Genomic DNA, 22,539 nt, shown 5'->3' with positions numbered 1-22,539 from the left:
GCCCGGTCGGTGGTGGTTCCGATGGTCGAAAGATCAGGCCGGAAACGAGCGGCCAGCCTAGTGAGAGATCATAACCCAGCACGGTGGCTGGCCAATGACGGTCTTCGTCACACCGCCCCAAACGATCTCATTCAGGCGCGAATGATGGTAGGCTCCCATCACGATCGCATCGACGGCATTGGAATTCGCCCAGCTTCCAAGCACCTTGCCGATCGAGCTGCCGCCGCCCGCTGCCGTTTCGAACGAGGCGTAGACACCGTGTTCCCTCAAATGGTCGACGAGCGAGGTCCCGGACTGCACGATCTCGTCGGTCTTGTCGTCCGTCACGGTCACCACGCGGACCGAGGCCGCAGCCTGAAGGATAGGCATCGCGTCGCCAACGGCGCGCGCCGCGCGCGCGGAGTGATCCCAGGCGATCATGACGTTCTCGAATTCCGGCCGCAGCACCTTCACAAGCTGTTCCGGGCACAGCAACAGCGGTCGGCCGGATTCGAACAGGAGCGTCTCGATGATGTGCTCTGTTCGGCTGTCATGCGGCTTCACGGGGACCAGAGTGAGATCACTGAAACGCGCATGCTCGGCGAGGATCGGCGCGATCTGGTCCGCCGCAACCTTGCCCGATCGGCTTTGGGCCCGAATGTTGGCGCGAGACGCCGCAACCGTGAAGGCATCCAGCAGACGTTGCATATCTCCTGCTGCAGGAGCCCCCTTTGCCTCGACGGCGTCGGGATCGTCGGGAAGCAGCACCTTCGGCCGTACGAAGAGATCTTCGTCGAGCGCGAGCGCGGTGATCCTCGCGCCGAGATCGGCCGCGACAGAAACGCATTTCTCGATCGCTGCAAGGGCCGGTCCACGCGGCTGGCCGACAAGCGGCAGAAAGACGTCCTTGATGGGCATCGGAATTCTCCTTAGCTGCCAGAATAGGCCGGCTTTCGTCGGGATGCTTGATCCTCGTCAACCCCGGGGAACTGCCCGACCGGGCAAGGACGGCATTGACGGAAGTCAAGGACTGGCCGCACGCTGCCATTCTATGGATAGTTCGATCGGAGCGGTCCGCCCCGGAGAGATTGATGCGTGCGATGGTGTTGGCGGCCCCGCGAGCGCGGCTCCGGATGGAGGAGCGCCCCGATCCAAATCCCGGCGAAGGCCAGATCCGGGTCAGGGTCAGCGCTTGCGGCGTCTGCCGAACCGATCTTCATGTCGCCGATGCCGAACTGCCCGACATCCGCTATCCCATCGTGCCCGGCCATGAAATCGTCGGCCGCGTCGATCTCCTCGGCCCCAATGTCGCAATGCATTCGCTGGGCGACCGGGTCGGCATTCCCTGGCTCGGATTCACCTGCGGAAACTGCCGGTTTTGCCGGGAGGGCATGGAGAACCTCTGCGACCGCCCGCTCTTCACCGGCTATACAAGGGATGGCGGCTATGCAACGCACGTGGTCGCCGACGCGCGCTACGCCTTTCCGCTGGGCGAGGCCGGCGACGACGTGGCCCTCGCCCCTCTGCTATGTGCAGGCCTGATCGGCTGGCGCTCGCTGGTCCTGGCCGGCGAGGCCGAGCGGCTCGGCATCTACGGCTTCGGCGCCGCCGGCCACATCGTCGCGCAAGTCGCATTCTGGCAGGGGCGATCGGTCCATGCGTTTACGCGGCGCGGAGATGTGGCCGCACAGGACCTCGCGCGCCGGCTCGGCGCCGTCTGGGCCGGCGCTTCGGACGAGACGCCGGACACGCCGCTCGACGCGGCCATCATCTACGCCCCTGCCGGCGAGCTCGTGCCGGCCGCGTTGCGTGCCGTTCGCAAGGGCGGCCGCGTCGTGTGCGCGGGCATCCATATGAGCGACATTCCAAGCTTCCCGTATGATCTGCTCTGGCAGGAACGGCAGTTGATCTCCGTTGCCAATCTCACCCGACAGGACGGTCTCGATTTTCTAAGCATCGCCCCGCAAGCCGGCGTACACACGGAGACGACCGCATTTCCGCTCGATCAGGCCAACGAAGTTCTGGACATGCTGCGGAATGGACAAATTCTCGGCGCGGCCGTGCTGAAGCCCTGACCGCATCTTGGGACACCAGCTTCGATGACAGACGAAACGGCTGCCCAGGAACGAATCTTCGCGACGCTCTGTGCGCATCCCGGCGTGACGCGGATCGATACGCATGCCGCTTCGGTCTTTCTCGACGGGGCGCGGGCGCTGAAGATCAAGCGAGCCGTCCGGTTTCCGTTCCTCGACTATTCGACGCTCGAGAAGCGCAAGGCGGCCTGCGAGGAAGAGATCAGGATCAACCGGCCGCTGGCGCCGCAGATCTACCATCGCGTCGTGGCGATCACCGAAGATCCCGACGGATCGCTGAGGGTCGACGGCAGCGGCAGGCCGGTCGAGTATGCGGTCGACATGTCCCGCTTCGACGAAAGCCGGACGCTGGATCATCTGGCCAAGGCCGGCCCGCTCGATGCGAGCCTCGCCTCGGCAACCGCCGACGCCATCGCAGCTTCGCATGCGGTCGCGCCCCGCGCCGACGGCAAGGCGTGGGTCGCCTCCATCCCCGGCCTCATCGATGGAAACAGCAACGGCCTGCGGAAGGGCAACCATCTCGAAGCCGGGGAGATCGAGCAGCTCGGCAAGGCCTCGCACGCGATGTTCCTGCGCCTGCGACCTCAGCTTGAAGAGCGTGGCCGACAGGGCTTCGTACGCCGCTGCCATGGCGACCTGCATCTTGCGAACATCGTCCTGATCGGCGAACAGCCCATCCTGTTCGATGCCATCGAGTTTGATGCGCAGATGGCAACCGTCGACGTGCTCTACGATCTCGCATTCGCCCTGATGGACCTGCTAAGCCATGATCAGGCCGCGGCAGCCAACATCGTGCTGAACCAGTATCTGACCACCGCGCCGGTCGAAACTCTCGATGCGCTGTCCGCCCTGCCGCTGTTCATGTCCATTCGCGCGGCAATCCGTGCGCAGGTGGCATTGACGCGGCTGACGCGGCCCGATGCCGACCGGAGCGGAATTCTCGCCGAGGTGCGGCGCTATTTCGATCTCGCCCGGGCTCTGATCGCTCCTCCCGCTCCGCGCCTGATTGCGGTCGGCGGACTATCTGGCACCGGCAAGTCCGTCCTTGCCCGCGCCCTGGCGCCCCACGTCGCGCCGCAGCCGGGAGCCGTCGTGCTGCGCAGCGACGTCATCCGGAAGCAGCTGTTTCAGGTGGGACATACCGACCGACTGTCACCGTCCACGTACCGGCCTGAGGTCACGGCACGCGTCTACGAGGTGCTGGCGCTGCGTGCCCGACAGACGCTGTCGCAAGGCCATTCCGTCATCGTCGATGCCGTCTTTGCGCGAGAATCCGAACGGGACCAATTGGCCATACTGGGGCGCGAATGCAACGTGCCGTTGAGCGGGCTATTCCTCGTCGCCGACCTCGCGACCCGTCAGGCCCGCATCGGTGGCCGCCATGGCGATGCCTCCGATGCCACGCAGGAGGTTGCTGCGCAGCAAGAGCACTATAATATCGGTCACGTCGGTTGGGCGACCATCGATGCATCCGGCACACAGGGGCAGACGCTCCAGAGCTGCCGGGACGCGATCGCGAGGCAAGCAAGGCAATCTGATTGACGCGGGCAAGGATGTCGCGACCCACCACGAGCTCGACCGCGCCCGCCAAGCCCACGACGCGGCGAAATGTCCTGCCTGGCCGCCTCAGCCCCGGCATGGCCTGCGATACCGCCTTCCGCATCATCGCCCGCCGGCATCTCGATGCCGTCCTTGCCCAGCACGACGGCACGTGCCGCGGCGATCCCGACGCGCTGCATCAGATCCGCATCGCGCTGACGCATCTGCGCACGGCCATCCGCTTCTTCTCCCCGATGGTCGATGACGCGCTGCGGCCGAGCGTCTGGGCCGAGCTGAGATGGCTGAACAGCCAGCTTGGCCTGGTCCGGGACCTCGATGTCGCGATCGAGCGGGTCGTCGCCGAGAGCGGCGAAGAGCTCGCCGTGGTCGCCGAGCTCCAGCACTGGGACGAGAAACGCGCCGAGAGCCACCGCCTTCTCGCGCGCGCGCTGCAGTCCGCGCGCTTTCGGCGCCTGGTCGAGCAGACCTCGACCTGGATCGAGAGCGGCCCCTGGTCGACCCGGCGCAGCAAGGAGGCAGTCAGGTTGCGCCGGTGCCCGCTGGCCGACCATGCGACGGCCCGCCTGACCGAGTGGGAGGAGACGCTGCTCAGGAGGGCCCGGAAGCTGCGCAAGCTCGACGTCGAGAGGCGTCACAAGCTGCGGCTTCTCAACAAGCGGATGACCTATTCGGTCGAGTCGCTCGCAGACCTGTTCGCCGACGAATCCTTGACGAAGCAGAAATCGATCCTCAAGCAATTAAGGAAGGCGCAGAGATCCCTTGGACAATTGAACGACGATGCGCGTGGGCAGGCGCTGGCCGCGTCATTGAACGGCGCCGGCCCCGAGGCCGGCATTCGTTTCCTCGACCGCAAACGGGAAAAGAAGCTGTTGCGGACGGCCTCGAAAGCGTACCGAAAACTGGACAAGGCCAAGCCGTTCCGCTCGTCAGATCTTGCGCCGAATTCCACGCCTGACGATTAGGTGTGAACGTAGTCGCCCGGCGCATCGGGCAGGCCGTCAATGTCTCCGCCCCCGATTGACGGTGGGTCGCAAGGCGCCCCCGAACGCGCCGCCAGCCATTGGCTCCATTCAGGCCACCACGACCCCTCGACATGCGGTGCCAGCTTCAGCCACTCTTCCGGCCCGACATAAGGCGCGTCCGCGGCTTTGGTCTTGACCTGGTAGTTGTGCCAGGACTCGTCGGGAGGCGCGACGACGCCGGCATTGTGGCCGCCGCTGGTCAAGACGAACGTCACGTCGGCATCGACCTGGTAGTGGATCTTGTAGACGGATCGCCAAGGCGCGACGTGGTCGGCGAACGTGCCGACCACGAACATCGGCGTGTGAATGTCGGAGAGCGAGACGCTCCTGCATTCGACGCGATAGCGACCTTCAGCCAGATCGTTGTCCAGGAACAGCTTGCGCAGATACTCCGAGTGCATGCGATAGGGCAGCCGCGTGGCGTCGGCGTTCCAGGCCATCAGATCGCTCGGCGGCGAGCCCTCGCCCATCAGATAGTCACGCGAGAGCCGCGACCAGATCAGCTCGTTGGAGCGCAGCAGCTGGAACGCGCCGGCCATTTGTGTCGTATCGAGATAGCCGCGCTGCCACATCATGTCTTCGAGGAAGGAAACCTGGCTCTCGTTGATGAAGAGCGTCAACTCGCCGGCCTCCCTGAAATCGGTCTGCGCGGCGAGGAGCGTGATGGTGCCGAGACGGCTATCGCCGTCGCGTCCCATGGCGGCAGCGGCGATCGACAGCAAAGTGCCGCCCAGACAGTAGCCGAGCGCGTGAACCTTCCGGCCGGGCACGATCCGACCGATCATGTCCAATGCGCCCATCACGCCCAGCTTGCGATAGTCGTCGAAGGCAACATCCCGGTCGTTCGCATCCGGATTGCGCCAGGAGATCGCGAATACGGTGAAGCCTTGGCCGGTCAGATATTTGACCAGGGAATTCTGCGGCGACAGATCGAGGATGTAATACTTCATGATCCACGCCGGCACGATTAGGATCGGCTCCGGTCGCACCTGCGCGGTCGTCGGATGGTACTGGATCAGCTCGATCAGATCGTTGCGGTAGACGACCTTGCCGGGGGAGGCCGCCACCGTTTTGCCGATGACAAACTGATCGTCGCCCGATGGCTTCGAGACGGAGAGCAGGCGCATCAGATCGCTGCACCAGTTTTGCCAGCCGAACACGAAATTCTCTCCGCCGCTCTGGAACGCCTTTTCCAGAACCTGCGGATTGGTGGCCGCGAAATTCGAGGGCGCCAGCATGTCGAGCATCTGGCGCATCGAGAACTCGACGATGGCTTCATTTGCGTGGGATACGCCGCGTATTCCAGTCGTGGCATCGTGCCACCAGCGCTCAGTGAGCAGAAACGCCTGCGCGAGCAGATTGAACGGCGCGGCTTCCCATTGCCGATCCCTGAAGCGGCGATCTCGCCCCTGCGGTCGGATGACGGACCACGGCTCTTGCGACGTCGCGTGCGCGGCAGCTTCCAGGAATCGGACGGTATCGCGCAGAATGCTGCGGGAAAGCTCCATCTGGTGCTGCGGCGCCGCCGCAAGATGCGTGCCCCAATCGAGCCAGGCGAGCGACAAGGCCACGGGCGAAATCCCACCCGTGAACCGCGCCAGCATGGCATGAAAGGCGCGGTCGAGAGGATAGGGCTCTGGTGCGGGCGGGCAATTTCCGGCAACCGGCTTCGCCGCGACCCGTTCGGGACTCGCGGCGGGGACCTCGGCAACCGGCTTGGCGGAGGGAGCTTGCAGCGGCTCTTCGGCCCGAGGAAATATCTTCACGACGCTCATGGCTGATTGTTCCTGCGGGCTTCTGTTCCACGCCTGCGGCAGGATATGGCGACGCTTCCGCTGTGCGTTGAGCTGCATCAAATCCCCGACACGGATCACGATTGCTCAATCAGGAAAAAGCGGCTTTGTCGCTTGACTTGGGTCAAACCGCACCCCGACGGACGGACTAGGTTTTGCACATTGAAATTCGACATGCCAGCGGAGCTTGCCATGCGTGCCCATCAGATCATGACCCGGTCGGTCATCTCAGTCACCCCCGACACCAGCATCGTGGAGGCGGCGAACATCATGCTGAAGCGGCACGTCAGCGGCCTCACGGTGGTGGACGACGCCGTCAGGCTGGTCGGCGTCGTCTCGGAAGGAGATTTCATTCGCCGCAGCGAAATCGGCACCGGACGCAAGCGGGGTCGCTGGTTGCGGTTCATCCTGGGCCCGGGAACGTCGGCCAGCGACTTCGTCCAGGAACACGGCCGTAGGGTTTCCGAGGTGATGACCCCCTCGCCCGTGACCATCACCGAAGATACGGCGCTTGCCGAGATCGTCGATCTCATGGAGCGGAACAACGTCAAGCGCCTGCCGGTGGTGCGCGGCGACATGGTCGTCGGGATCGTGTCCCGCGCCAATCTGCTGCAGGCGGTCGCGGGGCTCGCCCGGGACGTGCCGGATCCGACGGCCGATGACGATCGCATTCGCAGCCGCATCATCGATGCCATGGAGAAGCACGACTGGTGCCCGTTCGGCCTCAACGTCATCGTTCGCGACGGCGTCGTCCATCTCAGCGGCGTCATCACCGAGGAACGCGCGCGGCGGGCTGCGGTCGTCGCGGCGGAGAACGTCGAGGGCGTGAAGAAGGTGCACGACCATCTGTGCTGGGTCGACACCATGTCCGGCGTCTATCTGAACTCGCCTGAAGACGACGATCTCGCCAAGGCAAGCTGAGAAGCGAACTGAAGCAGCTAGCGCGGCTCAGCGGGGAATGACGGCAGTCGCCTCGATCTCGACGCGAGCCGCCTTCTCGACCAGCCGCACGACCTGGATCAGCGCCATCGCCGGATAATGCGCGCCGAAGATGGCGCGATAGACCCTGCCGAGTTCCTTCAGATTCGCCAGGTATTCGTCTATGTCGACGACGTACCAGGTCAGCCGTACCAGATGTTCGGGGCGTGCGCCGGCCTCGTTCAGGATCGCGGCGATGTTGCTCAGGGTCTGGTGGACCTGCGCGACGAAACCGTCGGCCAGCCGCTCGTCGGCATCCCAGCCGATCACGCCACCGGTGACGACGATCCGCCCTTCGGCAGCCATGCCGTTGGCATAGCCTTTCGGCACCGGCCAACCGGACGGCTGGAGGATCTGCGCCACCGAACCTGTGTCATTCTCATCGGCGGTCGGCAGCACCGCAAGCTGCGGGCTTTTCGGCGTCGTCACGGACAATTCTCTATCCTTCTCTCATTCTGCCGCGACGCCCGAGGACGTCGCCGCGGCCTGCGCGAGCTGTCGCAGGGCAAAACGTTTCAACTTGCCGGTCTCTGTCTTCGGGAGTTGCGTCACGAACTCGATTGCGCGCGGATATTTGTACGGCGCGATCTCGCGTTTCACATGCTCCTGCAACTCGGCTGCTAGCTGAGCGTCCGGCGTCACGCCGGGCGCGGCGATGACATAGGCCTTGACGATCATGCCTCGCGCCTCGTCCGGCGCACCGACCACTCCGCACTCGACGACAGCGGGATGCGTGAGCAACGCGGCCTCCACATCTGTACCGGCAATATTATAACCCGCCGACACGATCATGTCGTCGGAGCGCGACTGGTACCAGAAATAACCGTCGCTATCCATCAGATAGGTGTCGCCGGTGATGTTCCAGCCATTCTGGACGTATTTGCGTTGCCGATCGTCGGCGAGATAGCGGCAGCCGGTCGGCCCGCGCACCGCGAGCTTCCCCATCGTCCCAGGCGGCACGTCATTGCCGGCATCGTCGACGATCTTCGCTTCATAGCCTGGCACCGGCTTGCCCGTCGCGCCCGGGCGGATGTCGTCCTCGGTCGCGCTGATGAAGATGTGCAACAGCTCGGTCGAGCCGATACCGTCCATCAGATTGATACCGGTCGCCTTGAACCAGGCGTCGAATGTCGGTTTTGGCAATGTCTCACCGGCCGAGACGCACTTCCGAAGCGAGGAAATGTCGCGGCCCACGAGCTTGCCGATCATGGCGCGATAAGCGGTGGGCGCGGTGAAGCAGACCGTGGTCTTGTACTGCTCGATGGCCGTCAGCATGTCGTCCGGCGTCGTCTTCTCCAGCACCACGAAAGAGGCGCCGATGTGCATCGGAAACAACACGCCGCCGAAGCCGAAGGTGAAAGCGAGCGGCGCCGAGCCGATAAAGCGATCCTTCTGCTCGGCCCGCAGGATATTGCGGGCGTAGCCATCGCAGACGGCCAGCATGTCGCGATGAAAATGCATGGTGCCCTTGGGATCGCCTGTCGTGCCCGACGTGAAGGCGATCAGGCAGATGTCGTCGGAGGCGGTATCGACGGCCGTGAACTCGGGGCTGGCATCGGCGATCAGCGCTTCGAGCGAGTCGGGCGCGCTATTGCCCCAATAGACGACCCGCTTGAGACCGGGCGCAGCTAGCTTCGCCTTCTCCATCTCGTCGGCGAGTTTTCCGTCGCAGAGCGCCAGCGTGATCTCCGCCTTCTGGATCGGATAGGACAGCTCCTTGGCGCGCAGCAGCGGCATCGTCGCCACGCAAATTCCGCCGGCCTTGATCACAGCGAGATAGGTTGCGACCATCATCGGACTATTGGCCGAACGCAGCAGCACGCGTCCGCCGGTGACGAGACCCAGCTTGCCGACCAGCACATTGGCGACGCGATTCACGAGCGCCTGCATCTCGCGATAGGTGTAGCTCACGGCGGGACTGATGACGCAAGGCGCTTCGCCATGGCCCTGCTCCACCCACCGGTCGAGAAAATAGCTGACACAGTTCAATCGCGGCGGATAGTGCAGCTCCGGCCGCGTGAAGATGAATTCGGGCCAGAGCTCGCGCGGCGGCAGATGCTGCCGCGCGAATGTATCGACATGGGCCGTCGCGGCGTTGCCGTCATACGAGCCCGACGCTTGAACCTTCGCGGCGTTGGCCATCGCACGCTCCTTTGCGCATGGAAAGCACCCGGCAGCACTATCTAAAAACATTTTAGGCTTAAAACAATTTGGCGCAATAGGGGATTTGGGCATCCCGTGCTTTTTCCTGCGGCAAAAGGGATTGGCGGGCCGGCCCGGATGCGGGCTCAGGGCCGCCTGCGCGCGGCCGATTTCTGCGCCGACGCCTTGGTCTTGGCGAGGAGGCGCATCAGCTCGCGCACGTCCTTCGGCGTCAGGTCGACGAAGAGATCGGCGATCCAGGTCTCGTGTTCCGCGGCCATCCTGCGAAATTCGGCGCGCCCGAGCTTTGTCAGGCGGATCACCTGGACACGGCGGTCGGTCTCCGAGGTGCGCCGGTCGAGATGGCCGGATTCCACCAGACGCTCGACGAGACCGGTGACGTTGCCGTTGGAGACCATCATCCGCTTGGAGACGTCGGACAGCGTCATGCCGTCCGGCGCCTTGTCGAGCTGCGCCATCAGGTCGAAACGGGGCAGCGTGACGTCGAAGCGCTGCCGCAGGCGGCCGCGCACCTCACCCTCGATCAGGGTGGTACAGGTCAACAAGCGCAGCCACAGCCGAAGCTCATCGGCATGGTCCTCCGGCGTCTCGACGGCCTTGGTCTCGGAATCAAGCATCTGATGCGGTCATTGACGGCAGGCATTGGCGCCGGCACGGATTCCCCAACGTTTTGAGCTTCAAATAAATTGAAGCCGGCCGCAAGTCCAAAGCTGCAGCAATCGACCGCACGCCGATTTCTTTAGGCTTCAAATAATTGGCGCGCCGCTTGCATGCGCGCTTTGCCGCGGGATGGCGACGTCTTGAGCCTTGCTTGCCGCGGCAGCCATCATCGGCATAAGCTTGGATTGGAGTAGGCGGCTTGCTGCGCAGGCGCTGATGTCACGAGGGGACAAAAAATGAAAATGCAAAGAACCTTGACCGTAGCCGCCTTGCTGCTCGGCACCGCAATGAGCCCCGCCCTCGCCCAGGAGAAGATCAAGCTCGGTGTGATCGTGACCCTGTCGGGACCCGCCGCCGCGCTCGGCCAGCAGGTTCGCGACGGCTTTGCGCTCGCGGTGAAGGACCTCGGCAGCAAGATGGGTGGCCGCGAGGTCGAGGTCGTGGTGGTCGACGACGAGCTCAAGCCGGACGCGGCGGTGACCAAGGTCAAGGGCTTGCTCGAGCGCGAGAAGGTCGATTTCGTGGTCGGCCCGATCTTCTCCAACATTCTCCAGGCGATCCACCGACCCGTGACGGAATCGAAGGTGTTCCTGATCAGCCCGAATGCCGGCCCGTCGACCTTTGCCGGCAAGGATTGCAACCCGTTCTTCTATGTGACGTCGTATCAGAACGACCAGGTCCACGAGATCCTCGGCAAGGTCGCGCAGGATCGCGGCTACAAGCGCATGTACCTGATGGTGCCGAACTATCAGGCCGGCAAGGACTCGGTCGCCGGCTTCAAGCTCGACTACAAGGGCGAGATCGTCGAAGAATCCTACATGCCGCTGAACACGCTCGATTTCCAGCCGGAGCTGTCCAAGATCTCCTCGCAGAAGCCTGACGCCCTGTTCACGTTCATGCCGGGCGGCCTCGGCGTCAATCTCGTCAAGCAGTATCGCCAGGCAGGCCTTGCCGACAGCATCCCGGTGCTCTCGGCATTCACGGTGGATGAATCGACGCTGCCGGCACAGCAGGACGCGGCCGTCGGCATGTTCGGCGGCGCGAACTGGGCGCCCAATCTCGACAATCCACAGAACAAGAAGTTCGTCGCAGCCTATGAAGCAGCCTACAACATCGTGCCCGGCACCTACGCCTTCCAGGCCTATGACGCCGCGATGCTGATCGACAGCGCCATCAAGGGCGTGAAAGGCGACCTTTCGAACAAGGACGCGGTCGGAGCCGCGCTGAAGAAGGCGGATTTCACCTCGCTGCGTGGCGCCTTCAAGTTCAACACCAACGGCTATCCGATCCAGAATTTCTACCTGACCAAGGTCGCCAAGCGTCCGGACGGCAAGTTCCAGACCGAGATCGTCCAGAAGGTGTTTGAGAATTACGGCGACCGCTATGCCAAGGACTGCAAGGCGGCAAACTGAGGCCGCGCGTCGCGTCAAGGGAGGACTGCAATGAAGAGCGAAATCACCGGCATCACGCGGGCCAATGAGGGAATCCAGGGCATTTCCTGGAACATCCTCGGCCAGACCTATGTGCCGAAAAGCTACGCCGAGAACAGCTTCTCCTGGCACGCGACGCTGCCGCCCGGCACGTTCGTGCCGCCGCACATTCATCCCGACCAGGATGAGTATCTCTACATGCTGGAGGGCAAGCTCGACTTCGTGCTCGGCAATTCGGAGGCGCAGGCCACTGCGGGCGACCTGATCCGCCTCGGCATGGGCGTGCCGCACGGTATCTTCAACAAATCGGAGCAGACCGCAAAGGTGCTGTTCTGGGTCTCACCGAGCCGCAAGCTGTTCGACCTGTTCTGGGGCCTTCATAACATGAAGGAGCAGAAGCCGGAGGACGTCGTGGCGATGGCCGCCGAGTTCAACATCCACTTCCTGCCGCCGCCTCCCGGCGGTTAGCAGCATGACCCCGGAAAAGTGTGAAGCGGTTTTCCAGAAGGGTCATGCTCAATCAAAAGCACATCAAGCACGCACCGCCGCCAGTCCCGGGACAGCGGCGAAGCCCGCCTTGGTGGCATAGCCCCGCACGATCGCCTCGCGCTGGGAATAGCTCAAGACGTTGTCGACATTGTCGAAACCGTCGGGCGCGAGCTGCTCGACGGCGTCGATGACGCCCTCTGGGCCGCCGCGGCGGTTGGAGCGGACGATGTCAGCTGTCATCGGCAGGCGCTTCTTCTCATATTCGAGCAGCGCCTGGCGCGGATGCTCGGCGCGCACCAGCGCGTCCGCGAGGCAGCGTGCGTCGAGGATCGCCTGCGAGGCGCCATTGGAGCCGACGGGGTACATGGGATGCGCGGCATCGCCGAGCAGCGTGACGCGCCCGGACGACCAGTAGGGCAAGGGATCGCGGTCGCAGGTCGGATATTCGTAGAATTCAGGCGTTGCCGAGATCAGGCTCTTCACGTCGATATAGGGCACCGAGAAGCGCGCCACGTGCGGCATCAGTTCCTCGCGCCGGCCCGGCCGCGACCAGTCCTCTTTGCGCGGTGGCGGAGCGTTGCCCTCGCCGACCTTCACCAGCACCGCCCAATTGGTCAACCGGCTTGCGGGGCTCGATCCCTCCGCGATCGGATAGATCACCACCTTGGCATTGAGGCCGCCGGCCACGATCATCGACTTGCCGGTGAGGAACAACGGCCAGTCGCGCGCACCGCGCCACAGCATCAAGCCGTTCCAGCACGGCGGCCCCTCGTTCGGGAACAATGTCTCGCGGACGCGCGAATGGATGCCGTCGGCGCCGATCAGGATATCGCCTCGCGCCGTGTGAATGTGCGCGCCAGCACGATCGAAGAAATAGGCGGTGACGCCACCCTCGTCCTGCGTGAAGGCGCCGAGCCGGCAGCCGGTGTGGATTGCGGCCGCACCGAGTCGCTCCTCGACGGCTCGATGGATGACGCCCTGAAGGCGGCCACGGTGGATCGAGAATTGCGGCACGTCGTGGCCGGCGTCGATGCCGCGCGCCTCGCGCCACACCTCCTGGCCATGGCGGTTGAGGTAATAGAGCTGGTCGGTGCGGATCGCGACGTCGTCGAGCTTCTGGAGCAGGCCGAGGCCGGCAAGCTCGCGCATGGCATGCGGCAGCGTGTTGATGCCGACACCGAGCTCGCGGATGGTCTCGGCCTGTTCGAAGATCTCGCAATCCAGGCCCCGCGAGCGGAACATCAATGCCGTGGTGAGACCTCCGATACCGCCACCGACGATAATCGCCTTCATCGCCCTTACTCCACTCGAAATACGCCAGGCAATGGGGTTAACGTCGCACGGGCGGTCACTCGGCCGCAAGCGGCTTTGTCGCCTCCGCCTTCAGCTCGGCCCGGGTCTTGGGCTTAGCCTTAATTCTCAGCTCCTCGAGATCCTGCCGGTCGCGCACGCTGTTGCGGAAAATCTGATCCTTTCCGGGAAGGTATTGCGGCGGGCAGAAGGCGTCGTTTGCCCCGTACCAGGCCGCGGCCTTCATGGTGAAGAATGGATCGACCAGATGTGGGCGCCCGAGCGCCACGAGATCCGCCCGTCCGGCGGCCAAAATGGTGTTGGCCTGATCCGCCGTCGTGATGTTGCCGACGCACATGGTGGCGACACGCGCCTCGTTGCGGACCTGATCGGAGAACGGCGTCTGGAACATGCGCCCATAGACCGGCTGCGCATCGCGCACGGTCTGCCCGGTCGAGACGTCGACGAGATCGACGCCGGCCTCGGCAAAGGCGCGCGCGATCGCGACGGCGTCATTACCGTCGATACCACCCTCAGCCCAGTCCGTCGCGGAGATACGCACGGACATCGGCTTGTGCGACGGCCAGACCGCGCGTAGTGCCTCGAAAACCTCAAGCGGGAATCTGAGGCGATTTTCGAGCGAGCCGCCGTACTCGTCGGTCCTGGTGTTTGTCAGCGGCGAAATGAAGCTTGCGAGCAGATAGCCGTGGGCGCAGTGCAGCTCCAGCATGTCGAAGCCGCAGCGCTCGCCACGCTCGGCCGCCAAGACGAAAGAATCCCTCACCGCGTTCATGCTGGCGCGGTCGAGCTCGCGCGGCACCTGGCTGTCAGGAAAATAAGGCAGAGGTGATGCCGAAACCACGTCCCAGCCACCCTCGTCCAGCGGACGGTCCATGCCGTCCCACATCAGCTTGGTCGCGCCCTTGCGGCCGGCATGGCCGAGTTGCAGGCAGATTTTCGCGGCCGAATTGCCATGGACGAAATCCACGATGCGCCGCCACGCGGCCTCCTGCTCGTCGTTCCACAGGCCCGTGCATCCCGGCGTGATCCGGGCGTCGCGACTGACACAGGTCATCTCCGTGAAGATCAGGCCGGCGCCGCCGATCGCGCGCGAGCCGTAATGCACGAGGTGGAAGTCGGTCGGCACGCCCTCCTTCGCTGAATACATGCACATCGGCGACATCACCGCGCGGTTGGCGATCTCCATCTCGCGCAAGCGGAACGGCTGGAACAACGGCACTAACGGCTTGCTGGTATCAACATCGAAGCCGCTGTTGCGAACGTGCCTTGCAAAGGATTTTTCGACCTCGGCCACAAAATCAGGCGCGCGGAGTTTCAGATTGTCGTAGGTGATCGCCTTCGAGCGCGTCATCACACCAAAGGCGAATTGCACGGGATCGAAATCCCAGAAACGATCGACGTGCTCGAACCAGACCAGCGACACGTCGGCGGCGTGCTGGGTCTTTTCGACCTCCTCACGGCGACCGTGCTCATAGACCTCCAGCGCAGCCTTGATACTGGGAGCGTTCTGCATCGCCTCGGCAAGCGCGATCGCATCTTCCATCGCGAGCTTGGTACCGGAGCCGATCGAGAAATGCGCGCTCGCCTTGGCGTCGCCGAGCAGCACCATGTTGTCCTTGACCCAGCGCTTGCTGCGGATCATCGGGAAATTCCGCCACATCGAGCGGTTGGTCAGCAGCTTGTGGCCGTCGAGAAACCAGCCGAAGATGTCGGCCATCCGCGCGGCGGACTCTTGCTCGTTCAGCCCGGTCAGCCCTGCCCGCTCGAAAGTCTGCGGATCGGTCTCAAAGATCCAGGTCGAGTGCCCGGCCTCGTACTGATAAGCGTGGGCGATGAACGGCCCCCATTCCGTTTCCTGGAAGATGAAGGTGAAGGCATCGAGCGGCCTGGTCGAGCCCATCCAGGCGAACTTGTTGGCGCGGACATCAACCTCCGGGTGGAAATGGTCCACGTATTTTTCACGGAAGCGGCTGTTGATGCCATCGGCGAGCAGGACGAGATCGGCATCAGCGAAGCGGGACTCGTCGTCGATATCCACCTCGAATTGCAGCGCGACGCCAAGCTCTCGCGCGCGCTCCTGGAGGATCAGGAGCAGCTTCTGCCGCGAGCAGCCGCAAAACCCGTTGCCGCCGACCCGGTGCACCGTGCCGCGGAAATGCACGGCGATATCATCCCAGTAGGCGAATTCCTGGGTGATGCGGCGATAGCTCGGAAGGTCGTGTTTCTCGAAATTGTCGAGCGTGGCGTCAGAGAAAACCACGCCAAAGCCGAATGTGTCGTCGGCCCGGTTGCGCTCGTATACCGTGATGTCGGCACTTGGCCGCTGCTTCTTCAGCAGGATCGCAGCGTAGAGACCCGCAGGTCCGCCACCGATGATCGCGACTTTCATGGGAGCCTCGCCAATTCACCCGCCATGAAAACTATTTTAAGCCTAAAATAATTTCACGCAAGTCCCCGTCGCTGGCCTGGCTGCGGATAATAGCAGCCGGCTCAGTCGCCCCTGAAGACCGGCTTGACCTTGTTGGCGAAGGCCTCGAACGCGCGCTCGAAATCCGCCGTCGTCATGCACAGCGCCTGGGCAACGGCTTCCGCCTCGATCGCCTCCTCCACCGACATCGCCCATTCCATCGCCAGCATCCGCTTGGTCATGGTGTTGGCGAAGGTCGGCCCTTCCGCGACCTGCCTGGCCAGAATCTGCGCCTGGGGCAGCACCTGCTCCGGCGTGACGATCCGGCTGAAGAAGCCCCAGCGCTCACCCTCCTCCGCGGTCATGAACCGGCCGGTATAGAGCAGCTCGGAGGCGCGGGACTGCCCGATAATGCGCGGCAGGATGGCACAGGCGCCCATGTCACAGCCGGCAAGGCCCACCTTGTTGAACAGGAACGCGACCTTGGCACCGCTGGCCGCAAGTCTCATGTCGGATGCCATGGCGATGATCGCGCCGGCGCCGGCGCAGATGCCTTCGACCGCGGCCACGATCGGCTGCGGACAGGCCCGCATCGCCTTGACGAGGTCGCCGGTCATCCGCGTGAAGGCGGTCAGCCCCTTGGTGTCCATCTTGACGAGCGGGCCGATGATCTCGAACACATCGCCGCCGGACGAGAAATTGCCGCCGGCGCCGGCGACGACGATCGTCTTGACCGCGTCGTCAAACGCGCAGGCACGGAAGAAATCGGTCAATTCCCGGTAGCTCTCGAACGTCAGAGGATTCTTCCGTTCGGGACGATTGAGCGTCACCGTGGCAACACCGTCGACAACGGCCAGCAGGAAGTGTTGCGGCGAATAGTCCGCAAGCGGCACGGTCACAGGATTTGCTGGTCTGCTCATGCGATCTCCTTAACTTCCTTGTTCCGGCCCGTGCCTCGCACGCTAGATTTCCCCACCGGCAACGGCGATTGCCTGTCCGGTGATCGCACCGGCTTCCTCACCGCACAACCAGAGCACAGCGTCGGCGACCTCCCGAGGTGAGATCAGCCGCCCCTGCGGATTATGCCTGGCGAGTTCGGCGATCGCCTGCTCGCGGGTTCGCCCCGTCTTCTTCACGATGTTCTCGATGCTGCCGGCGACGAGATCCGTGTCGGTGAAGCCCGGACACACGGCATTCACCGTGACATTGCTGCCGGCCATTTCGAGCGCGAGCGACCGCACCAGACCGACCACCGCGTGCTTGGCTGCAGTGTATGCGCTGACATAGGCATAGCCTTTGAGCCCGGCTGTCGACGCGACCGCCACGATCCGTCCATAGGGGCGATCCTTCATACCTGGCAAGACCGCGCGGATGGCATGAACCACGCCCATAAAATTGACGTCCATCATGCGCGCGAAAAGGGCACTATCCGATTTCACGAACGACGCGGATTCGGCGCTGCCCGCATTGGCGATCAGGATATCGATCGGCTTTCGCGCATGGGCCTCGGCGATGGCGGCGTTGAGCGACACCTCGTCTGAAACATCGGCGACGGCTGCGAAATGCGCAGCTCCCGCCTCGATCGCCTCTTCAAGAGTTGCGGCATTCCGGCCGAGCACCGTCACGGTTGCGCCGGCCCCGACGAGAGCGGCTGCGATCGCGCGGCCGATGCCGCGGCCGCCACCGGTCACCAGCGCGTGCGGCGATTGCGGCAATGCGGACATGCGCTGGCTCCTCGGAATCTGTTGATCGCTCTTTCGGATATATTTTAAACTTCAAATTTTTGCAACGAAAGCGCCGATCGCGCCGTGAACAGCCGCGCGCCAGAGATCGGCCCGGAAATTGCTTTAAGTATAAAATTATCTCTTTCCATCCCCCACAGGCCTGTTAGCATCACGGGGCCAAGCAAAAGGATGTCGCGTGTCGCAGCCTGCGCCAATGATAACAAAGGATGGACGCTTCGCCTATGAAGCTGCGGGCAATCCCGGCGCAATACCCTTGGTTTTCCTGCATGGCATCGGCGGTGCGGCGCGCGCCTGGCGGCGCCAGCTTGCCACATTCGGCAACCGCTTCCGCGCGATCGCGTGGGACATGCCGGGTTATGGCGCGTCCGAACCGCTCGCCAGCGTCAGTATCGCTGCCCTGGCGGATGCGCTCCAGCAATTCATCGAGCAGCTAGGTGCGGCCAAGCCTATTCTGGTCGGACATTCCATCGGCGGCATGATCGTCCAGAAATGGCTGGTGCAATCGCCGAAACTGGCGCGCGCGGTCGTTCTTGCACAAACCAGCCCCGCATTCGGGAAGGCCGACGGCGACTGGCAGAAATCGTTCATCGCCGCGCGGCTCGGGCCGCTCGATCGCGGCGAGACGATGAAATCGCTGGCGCCCTCGCTGGTGAAAGAGCTTGTCGGCGACGATCCGGATCCGAGCGGAATGGAGCTTGCGCGCGAGTGCATGGCAAGCGTGCCGGAGGCAAGCTATCGCGCCATGATGCTGGCCCTGATCGGCTTCGATCAGCGCAGCACGCTCAAGGACATTTCCGTGCCGACGCTGCTGCTGTCCGGCTCCAAGGACAACAATGCGCCGGCGCCAATGATGGCGAAGACGGCGACCTACATCCCTTCTGCCGAATATATCGAACTCGCCGGCGTCGGCCACCTAGCCAACCTCGAGCGGCCCGGCGCCTTCGATGAGGCGCTCGGCCGATTCCTGCATTCCGTCGCGACCAAATCGTAAGGTGACTAGGCAATGACCATGCAAGTCAGCAAGACCATCGGCGCGAGCGACAAGGTGGCGCTGGATGCGCCGATCTTCGACCCTGTCGCATTCCGTCTCAGCGACGAACAGGCCGGCATCATTGCACGTGCGCGGGAGATCGGTCAGAGTGTGTTCGCCGGCCGCGCGGCGATCTACGATCGAGATGCGGTCTTCCCGACGGAGAATTATCGCGATCTGCACCGCGTCGGTCTGCTCGGTATTGCCATCCCCAAGAAGCATGGCGGGCTTGGCGCGAACTACCAGACTTATGCGCTCGCAGCCGCCGAGATCGGCCGCTATTGCGGCGCCACCGCGTTGACCTGGAACATGCATGTCTGCTCGACCCTGTGGTCTGGGCCCCTCGCCGACGATCTCGACATGGATACGGAAACTCGCGCGGAGCACGAGCGGCGGCGCGCGGTCCACTACAAGCGCATCGTCGAGGACGGCGCGATCTACTCGCAGCCTTTCTCCGAGGGTGGCGCGGCGGCTGCGGGCGGTGTCGCCTTCGGCACGGAAGCCAGGCCGGTCGAGGGCGGCTGGATCGTCAATGGCAAGAAGATCTTTGCATCGCTCTCCGGCCACGCCGACTATTACGGCGTGCTTTGCACCGAGATCGAGGAAGGCGAGAAGGCCTCGCGCCGCAACACGCTTTACCTCGCGATCTCCGCAAAATCGGAAGGCGTCTCCGTTGTCGGCGACTGGGATCCGCTCGGCATGCGCGGGACGGTCTCGCGAACGCTGCTGTTCAAGGATGTGTTCGTCCCGGATGATTCGGCGCTGATGCCGCGCGGCGTCTATTTCCAGGCTGCAATGCGCTGGCCGCACATGTTCCTGACGCTATCGCCGACCTACATGGGCCTCGCGCAAGCGGCCTATGATTTTACGGTGCGCTATCTGCGCGGCGAGGTCCCGGGCATGCCGCCGGTCAAGCGCCGAATGTACCCGACCAAGCAGATCGCGGTGGCGCAGATGCAGATCAAGCTCGAACAGATCAAGTCGATTTGGTTCCAGGCTGTGACCGAAGCACGCGCCAATCCGAGCAAGGAGCAGGTGCTGCGTGCCTATGCCGCGCAATACTCGGTGATGGAGGGAGCAAATGAGCTCGCGGCGCTCGCGATCCGCACCTGCGGCGGCCAGGCCATGCTTCGCTCATTGCCGCTGGAGCGCATTTACCGCGATAGCCGGTGCGGCTCCCTAATGCTGCCCTGGACGGCCGAGCTTTGCCTCGATCGGATCGGCCGCGAGGCGTTGTACGAGGCCGGCGAAACGGACGATTGACAGTGGACCTCTGTAGTCTGATCGACCGCAACGCGGCGTTCGCGCCAGACAAGATAGCCATTGCCTTCGAAGGGGAACGGCTGAGCTACGCGGCATTCGCCGCACGCATCGAGCGGACGGCCACGGCTTTGAAGCAGGAGCTCGGCGTCGGCCGCGGCGACCGCGTGGCGATCCTAAGCCTGAACCGGCCGGACTACCTGGTTCTGCTTTATGCCTGCGCGCGGCTCGGCGCGATGCTGGTTCCGCTGAACTGGCGGCTGGCGGTCGCCGAGCAGCTCTTCATTCTCACCGATGCTGGTGCCAAGGTGCTGGTGCTCGAGCAGGCCTTTGAGGGAGTTCTTTCCGAACTTGCACCAGCGACATCTATCGTCGGCCTCGACTTTACGCCACCACGCGGCACGACATTCGAAAGCCTGCTGGCCCGCAGCGACGGCAGCGGCCGCAACCCGCACACCGATCTCTCCTGCCCACTCCTGATCGTTTACACGTCAGGAACGACCGGACGGCCGAAAGGCGCCGTACTGCGCCAGGAAGCGTTGTTCTGGAACGGCGTCATGAGCCAGCACATGCACAACATGACGTCTGACGATCATGTGCTGACCGTGCTGCCGTTCTTTCACGTCGGCGGCCTCAACATCCAGACGACGCCAGCGCTTCAGCTCGGCGCAACCGTCACGATCCATGCGCGGTTTACGCCAGACACGGCGCTTACCGCTATCGAAAACGAACGGCCGACACTAACGGTGATGGTGCCGGCGATCATCCAGGCTGTGAGCGAGCATCCGGCTTGGCCTACGTCCGATGTATCTTCACTCAAGGCTGTGGCGACGGGCTCGACCATCGTGCCGCCTCACCTGATCGACCGCTTTGTTGAGCGTAGCGTGCCGGTCCTTCAGGTCTACGGCTCGACGGAAACCTGCCCCATCGCAATCTACACGCGGCTTGGCGGCGATCTCTCGCGTGCGGGATCGACTGGACTTGCCGGCCTGTGCTGCGAGGCGAAGGTGATCGACCAAGCCGGCGCCGAAGTGCCGGCCGGCACGCCCGGCGAAATCGCGGTGCGCGGCCTCAACGTGTTCTTCGAGTATTGGGGCAATGCGGATGCCACGCGAGACGCGCTGCACGACGGCTGGTATCGCACCGGCGATATCGGCCTGTGCGACGCGGAGGGCTATTTCTGGGTCCGTGACCGCAAGAAGAACATGATCATTTCGGGCGGCGAGAACATCTATCCGGCCGAGGTCGAACGCGTTCTGCTCGAGCATCCCGATGTCAGCGAATGCGCCGTGATCGGCCGGCCAGACCCGCGCTGGGACGAGGTGCCGATCGCTTATGTCATCCGGCGGTCCGGATGCCGGCTCGAAGCGGACGAACTGAGAGTGCATGTTCAGGCACAGCTCGCGCGTTACAAGGTTCCGCGTGACATCGTCTTCGTCACCGACCTGCCGCGTACGGCGCTGGGCAAGGTCCAGCATTTCCTGCTCAAGCAGCTTGATGCGCAGTCGCGCGCGCAAGGAGAAGCATCTTGAAGATTGCGGTTCTGGGTGGGGGAAACGGCTCTTTCGCGGCCGCAGGCGATTTTGCCTTGTCCGAGCACGACGTCCGACTCTGGCGCCGCGACGCAGACCAGGTGGCGGCACATCGTGACGCCGGCTCGCGCATCGTAGTGAAGGACCATAACGGCCGCCACGACGTGAAACTGACGATGGTCACGACCGATATCGCCGAAGCCATCAGTGGCGCTGAACTGATCCTCTGCCCGGCCCCGGCCTTCGCGCAGCCTGACATTGCCCGTCTGCTCGCCCCGCATTTGCGGGACGGCCAGGTCGTGTTTCTGCCGCCGGCAACATTCGGCTCGATGATCTTCGCCCAGGCCGCACGGGAGGCCGGCAACCAGGCTTCTGCGAGCTTTGCGGAGACCGGCACACTGCCCTGGCTCACCCGCAAGCACGGGCCATTCGAGGTCGCAATCACCATCCGCGCCAAGCGGCTGCCGGTCGGCGTCTTTCCGCTGGATCAGGCGCCGCACGCGCTCGAAGTGATCGGACGCGCCTTCCCCGATGCGATCGAGCCATGCGGCGATGCGCTGTCCGGCGCGCTGATGAATGCGGGGCCGATCATCCATCCACCGCTGATCGTGATGAATGCGGGCCCGATCGAGCACTTCGAAAGGTGGGATATCCACAAAGAAGGCACGCAAGCCGCGATCCGCCGGGTGACCGACGCGCTCGATGCCGAACGGATCGCGGTGCGCGAGGCGCTCGACTACGGCGCACCGCATTTTCCGCTCGCGCATCACTACGCTAGGGAAGGTGAGATCTGGATGTATGGCCGCGGCTCGCACGACCGGCTGACCGATTCCGGCGACTGGCGCGAACGCATCGTGCTGGCCGAGCACCGCTACATGCGAGAGGATTTGCGGCTTGGGCTGTCGCTGCTGGTTTCCGTCGCCGCCCTGGCGGGCGTGGCGACGCCGCTTGCAAGGGCTTTCCTGGCAATCGGCGGTGCGATCTGCGACGAGGATTTCGCACAAGGCGGCCGAACGCTGGATACGCTTGGCCTTGGTAGCTTCAGCAGGGCCGAATTGCAGACGCTGCTTCGCAATGGATTTTGATC

Annotated in this window: 19 protein-coding genes; 10 read left to right on the top strand and 9 right to left on the bottom strand. The window is 63.8% G+C overall.

What is annotated here, in order from left to right:
* Positions 1-57: 57 nt before the first annotated feature.
* The gene (locus N2603_RS14855; RefSeq protein ID WP_260389391.1) at positions 58-897 is read right to left on the bottom strand and encodes a universal stress protein; all 840 of its coding nucleotides are present in this window, start codon (positions 895-897) and stop codon (positions 58-60) included.
* A 173-nt stretch (positions 898-1,070) separates the two neighbouring features.
* Between N2603_RS14855 and N2603_RS14850 the strand changes: the two genes are divergently transcribed.
* Genes N2603_RS14850 through N2603_RS14840 form a run of 3 tightly spaced genes read left to right on the top strand, consistent with a single transcriptional unit; the run spans position 1,071 to position 4,594 of the window.
* Positions 1,071-2,054, top strand: coding sequence for a zinc-dependent alcohol dehydrogenase family protein (locus N2603_RS14850; RefSeq protein WP_260389390.1), 984 nt, complete (start codon positions 1,071-1,073; stop codon positions 2,052-2,054).
* 24 nt (positions 2,055-2,078) lie between these two features.
* Positions 2,079-3,614: a bifunctional aminoglycoside phosphotransferase/ATP-binding protein gene (locus tag N2603_RS14845; protein ID WP_260389389.1), complete on the top strand. Its 1,536-nt coding sequence runs from the start codon at positions 2,079-2,081 to the stop codon at positions 3,612-3,614.
* Between the two features lie 11 nt (positions 3,615-3,625).
* Positions 3,626-4,594 carry a CHAD domain-containing protein gene (locus N2603_RS14840; RefSeq protein WP_260389388.1) on the top strand — a complete coding sequence of 323 codons (969 nt, stop codon included), beginning with the start codon at positions 3,626-3,628 and terminating at the stop codon, positions 4,592-4,594.
* Here the strand turns inward: N2603_RS14840 and N2603_RS14835 are convergent.
* Entirely contained in the window at positions 4,591-6,429 is a 1,839-nt protein-coding gene (locus N2603_RS14835; RefSeq protein WP_260389387.1) for a PHA/PHB synthase family protein, read from the bottom strand. The two genes, N2603_RS14840 and N2603_RS14835, sit on opposite strands and share 4 nt — an antisense overlap.
* A 210-nt stretch (positions 6,430-6,639) precedes the next feature.
* Between N2603_RS14835 and N2603_RS14830 the strand changes: the two genes are divergently transcribed.
* A complete protein-coding gene (locus N2603_RS14830; RefSeq protein ID WP_260389386.1) occupies positions 6,640-7,368 on the top strand; it encodes a CBS domain-containing protein in 729 nt (242 codons plus the stop codon).
* Between the two features lie 27 nt (positions 7,369-7,395).
* Here N2603_RS14830 and N2603_RS14825 read toward each other — a convergent pair whose 3' ends face one another.
* The 3 genes from N2603_RS14825 to N2603_RS14815 form a co-directional block, all read right to left on the bottom strand.
* Positions 7,396-7,854, bottom strand: coding sequence for a RidA family protein (locus N2603_RS14825; RefSeq protein WP_260389385.1), 459 nt, complete (start codon positions 7,852-7,854; stop codon positions 7,396-7,398).
* A 21-nt stretch (positions 7,855-7,875) separates the two neighbouring features.
* Positions 7,876-9,567 carry a benzoate-CoA ligase family protein gene (locus tag N2603_RS14820; protein WP_260389384.1) on the bottom strand — a complete coding sequence of 564 codons (1,692 nt, stop codon included), beginning with the start codon at positions 9,565-9,567 and terminating at the stop codon, positions 7,876-7,878.
* A gap of 146 nt (positions 9,568-9,713) precedes the next feature.
* On the bottom strand, positions 9,714-10,205 hold the full coding sequence (locus N2603_RS14815) for a MarR family winged helix-turn-helix transcriptional regulator (protein WP_260389383.1): 492 nt from the start codon (positions 10,203-10,205) through the stop codon (positions 9,714-9,716).
* A gap of 279 nt (positions 10,206-10,484) precedes the next feature.
* On the opposite strand from N2603_RS14815, the gene N2603_RS14810 reads away from it, so the two are divergent.
* Complete coding sequence (locus N2603_RS14810) at positions 10,485-11,660, top strand: ABC transporter substrate-binding protein (RefSeq protein ID WP_260389382.1); 1,176 nt, start codon at positions 10,485-10,487, stop codon at positions 11,658-11,660.
* A gap of 30 nt (positions 11,661-11,690) precedes the next feature.
* On the top strand, positions 11,691-12,146 hold the full coding sequence (locus tag N2603_RS14805) for a cupin domain-containing protein (protein WP_018643141.1): 456 nt from the start codon (positions 11,691-11,693) through the stop codon (positions 12,144-12,146).
* 63 nt (positions 12,147-12,209) lie between these two features.
* On the opposite strand, the gene N2603_RS14800 is transcribed toward N2603_RS14805, so the two are convergent.
* The 4 genes from N2603_RS14800 to N2603_RS14785 form a co-directional block, all read right to left on the bottom strand.
* A complete protein-coding gene (locus tag N2603_RS14800) occupies positions 12,210-13,460 on the bottom strand; it encodes a flavin-dependent oxidoreductase (RefSeq protein ID WP_260389381.1) in 1,251 nt (416 codons plus the stop codon).
* A 55-nt stretch (positions 13,461-13,515) separates the two neighbouring features.
* Positions 13,516-15,867 carry a bifunctional salicylyl-CoA 5-hydroxylase/oxidoreductase gene (locus N2603_RS14795; protein ID WP_260389380.1) on the bottom strand — a complete coding sequence of 784 codons (2,352 nt, stop codon included), beginning with the start codon at positions 15,865-15,867 and terminating at the stop codon, positions 13,516-13,518.
* A 101-nt stretch (positions 15,868-15,968) separates the two neighbouring features.
* Positions 15,969-16,805, bottom strand: a complete 837-nt coding sequence (locus N2603_RS14790; RefSeq protein WP_145831975.1) for an enoyl-CoA hydratase family protein — start codon at positions 16,803-16,805, stop codon at positions 15,969-15,971.
* Positions 16,806-16,847: 42 nt separating this feature from the next.
* The gene (locus N2603_RS14785; RefSeq protein WP_260389379.1) at positions 16,848-17,609 is read right to left on the bottom strand and encodes an SDR family NAD(P)-dependent oxidoreductase; all 762 of its coding nucleotides are present in this window, start codon (positions 17,607-17,609) and stop codon (positions 16,848-16,850) included.
* Between the two features lie 214 nt (positions 17,610-17,823).
* Here N2603_RS14785 and N2603_RS14780 point away from each other — a divergent pair, with 214 nt between their 5' ends.
* Genes N2603_RS14780 through N2603_RS14765 form a run of 4 tightly spaced genes read left to right on the top strand, consistent with a single transcriptional unit; the run spans position 17,824 to position 22,537 of the window.
* Positions 17,824-18,621 (top strand): alpha/beta fold hydrolase, encoded by a 798-nt coding sequence (locus tag N2603_RS14780; protein ID WP_260389378.1) that lies wholly within the window; start codon positions 17,824-17,826, stop codon positions 18,619-18,621.
* 12 nt (positions 18,622-18,633) lie between these two features.
* Positions 18,634-19,923, top strand: coding sequence for an acyl-CoA dehydrogenase family protein (locus N2603_RS14775; protein WP_260389377.1), 1,290 nt, complete (start codon positions 18,634-18,636; stop codon positions 19,921-19,923).
* A 2-nt stretch (positions 19,924-19,925) separates the two neighbouring features.
* The gene (locus N2603_RS14770) at positions 19,926-21,452 is read left to right on the top strand and encodes a class I adenylate-forming enzyme family protein (RefSeq protein WP_260389376.1); all 1,527 of its coding nucleotides are present in this window, start codon (positions 19,926-19,928) and stop codon (positions 21,450-21,452) included.
* Positions 21,449-22,537: an NAD/NADP-dependent octopine/nopaline dehydrogenase family protein gene (locus N2603_RS14765; protein ID WP_260389375.1), complete on the top strand. Its 1,089-nt coding sequence runs from the start codon at positions 21,449-21,451 to the stop codon at positions 22,535-22,537. Before N2603_RS14770 ends, N2603_RS14765 begins: the two co-directional genes overlap by 4 nt.
* Positions 22,538-22,539 lie beyond the last annotated feature (2 nt).

This window comes from Bradyrhizobium huanghuaihaiense, assembly GCF_025200885.1.
GTDB lineage: Bacteria > Pseudomonadota > Alphaproteobacteria > Rhizobiales > Xanthobacteraceae > Bradyrhizobium > Bradyrhizobium huanghuaihaiense.
The sequence above is the reverse complement of the archived record's forward strand: the minus strand, read 5'-3'. Positions and strand labels throughout refer to the sequence as shown.

Coding starts and splice junctions, on each gene's coding strand:
- N2603_RS14780 (WP_260389378.1), top strand. CDS start 17,824: ATGATAACAAAGGATGGACGCTTCGCCTATGAAGCTGCGGGCAATCCC.
- N2603_RS14815 (WP_260389383.1), bottom strand. CDS start 10,205: ATGCTTGATTCCGAGACCAAGGCCGTCGAGACGCCGGAGGACCATGCC.
- N2603_RS14840 (WP_260389388.1), top strand. CDS start 3,626: ATGTCGCGACCCACCACGAGCTCGACCGCGCCCGCCAAGCCCACGACG.
- N2603_RS14810 (WP_260389382.1), top strand. CDS start 10,485: ATGAAAATGCAAAGAACCTTGACCGTAGCCGCCTTGCTGCTCGGCACC.
- N2603_RS14790 (WP_145831975.1), bottom strand. CDS start 16,805: ATGAGCAGACCAGCAAATCCTGTGACCGTGCCGCTTGCGGACTATTCG.
- N2603_RS14855 (WP_260389391.1), bottom strand. CDS start 897: ATGCCCATCAAGGACGTCTTTCTGCCGCTTGTCGGCCAGCCGCGTGGA.
- N2603_RS14845 (WP_260389389.1), top strand. CDS start 2,079: ATGACAGACGAAACGGCTGCCCAGGAACGAATCTTCGCGACGCTCTGT.
- N2603_RS14835 (WP_260389387.1), bottom strand. CDS start 6,429: ATGAGCGTCGTGAAGATATTTCCTCGGGCCGAAGAGCCGCTGCAAGCT.
- N2603_RS14830 (WP_260389386.1), top strand. CDS start 6,640: ATGCGTGCCCATCAGATCATGACCCGGTCGGTCATCTCAGTCACCCCC.
- N2603_RS14805 (WP_018643141.1), top strand. CDS start 11,691: ATGAAGAGCGAAATCACCGGCATCACGCGGGCCAATGAGGGAATCCAG.
- N2603_RS14820 (WP_260389384.1), bottom strand. CDS start 9,567: ATGGCCAACGCCGCGAAGGTTCAAGCGTCGGGCTCGTATGACGGCAAC.
- N2603_RS14785 (WP_260389379.1), bottom strand. CDS start 17,609: ATGTCCGCATTGCCGCAATCGCCGCACGCGCTGGTGACCGGTGGCGGC.
- N2603_RS14800 (WP_260389381.1), bottom strand. CDS start 13,460: ATGAAGGCGATTATCGTCGGTGGCGGTATCGGAGGTCTCACCACGGCA.
- N2603_RS14775 (WP_260389377.1), top strand. CDS start 18,634: ATGACCATGCAAGTCAGCAAGACCATCGGCGCGAGCGACAAGGTGGCG.
- N2603_RS14795 (WP_260389380.1), bottom strand. CDS start 15,867: ATGAAAGTCGCGATCATCGGTGGCGGACCTGCGGGTCTCTACGCTGCG.
- N2603_RS14850 (WP_260389390.1), top strand. CDS start 1,071: ATGCGTGCGATGGTGTTGGCGGCCCCGCGAGCGCGGCTCCGGATGGAG.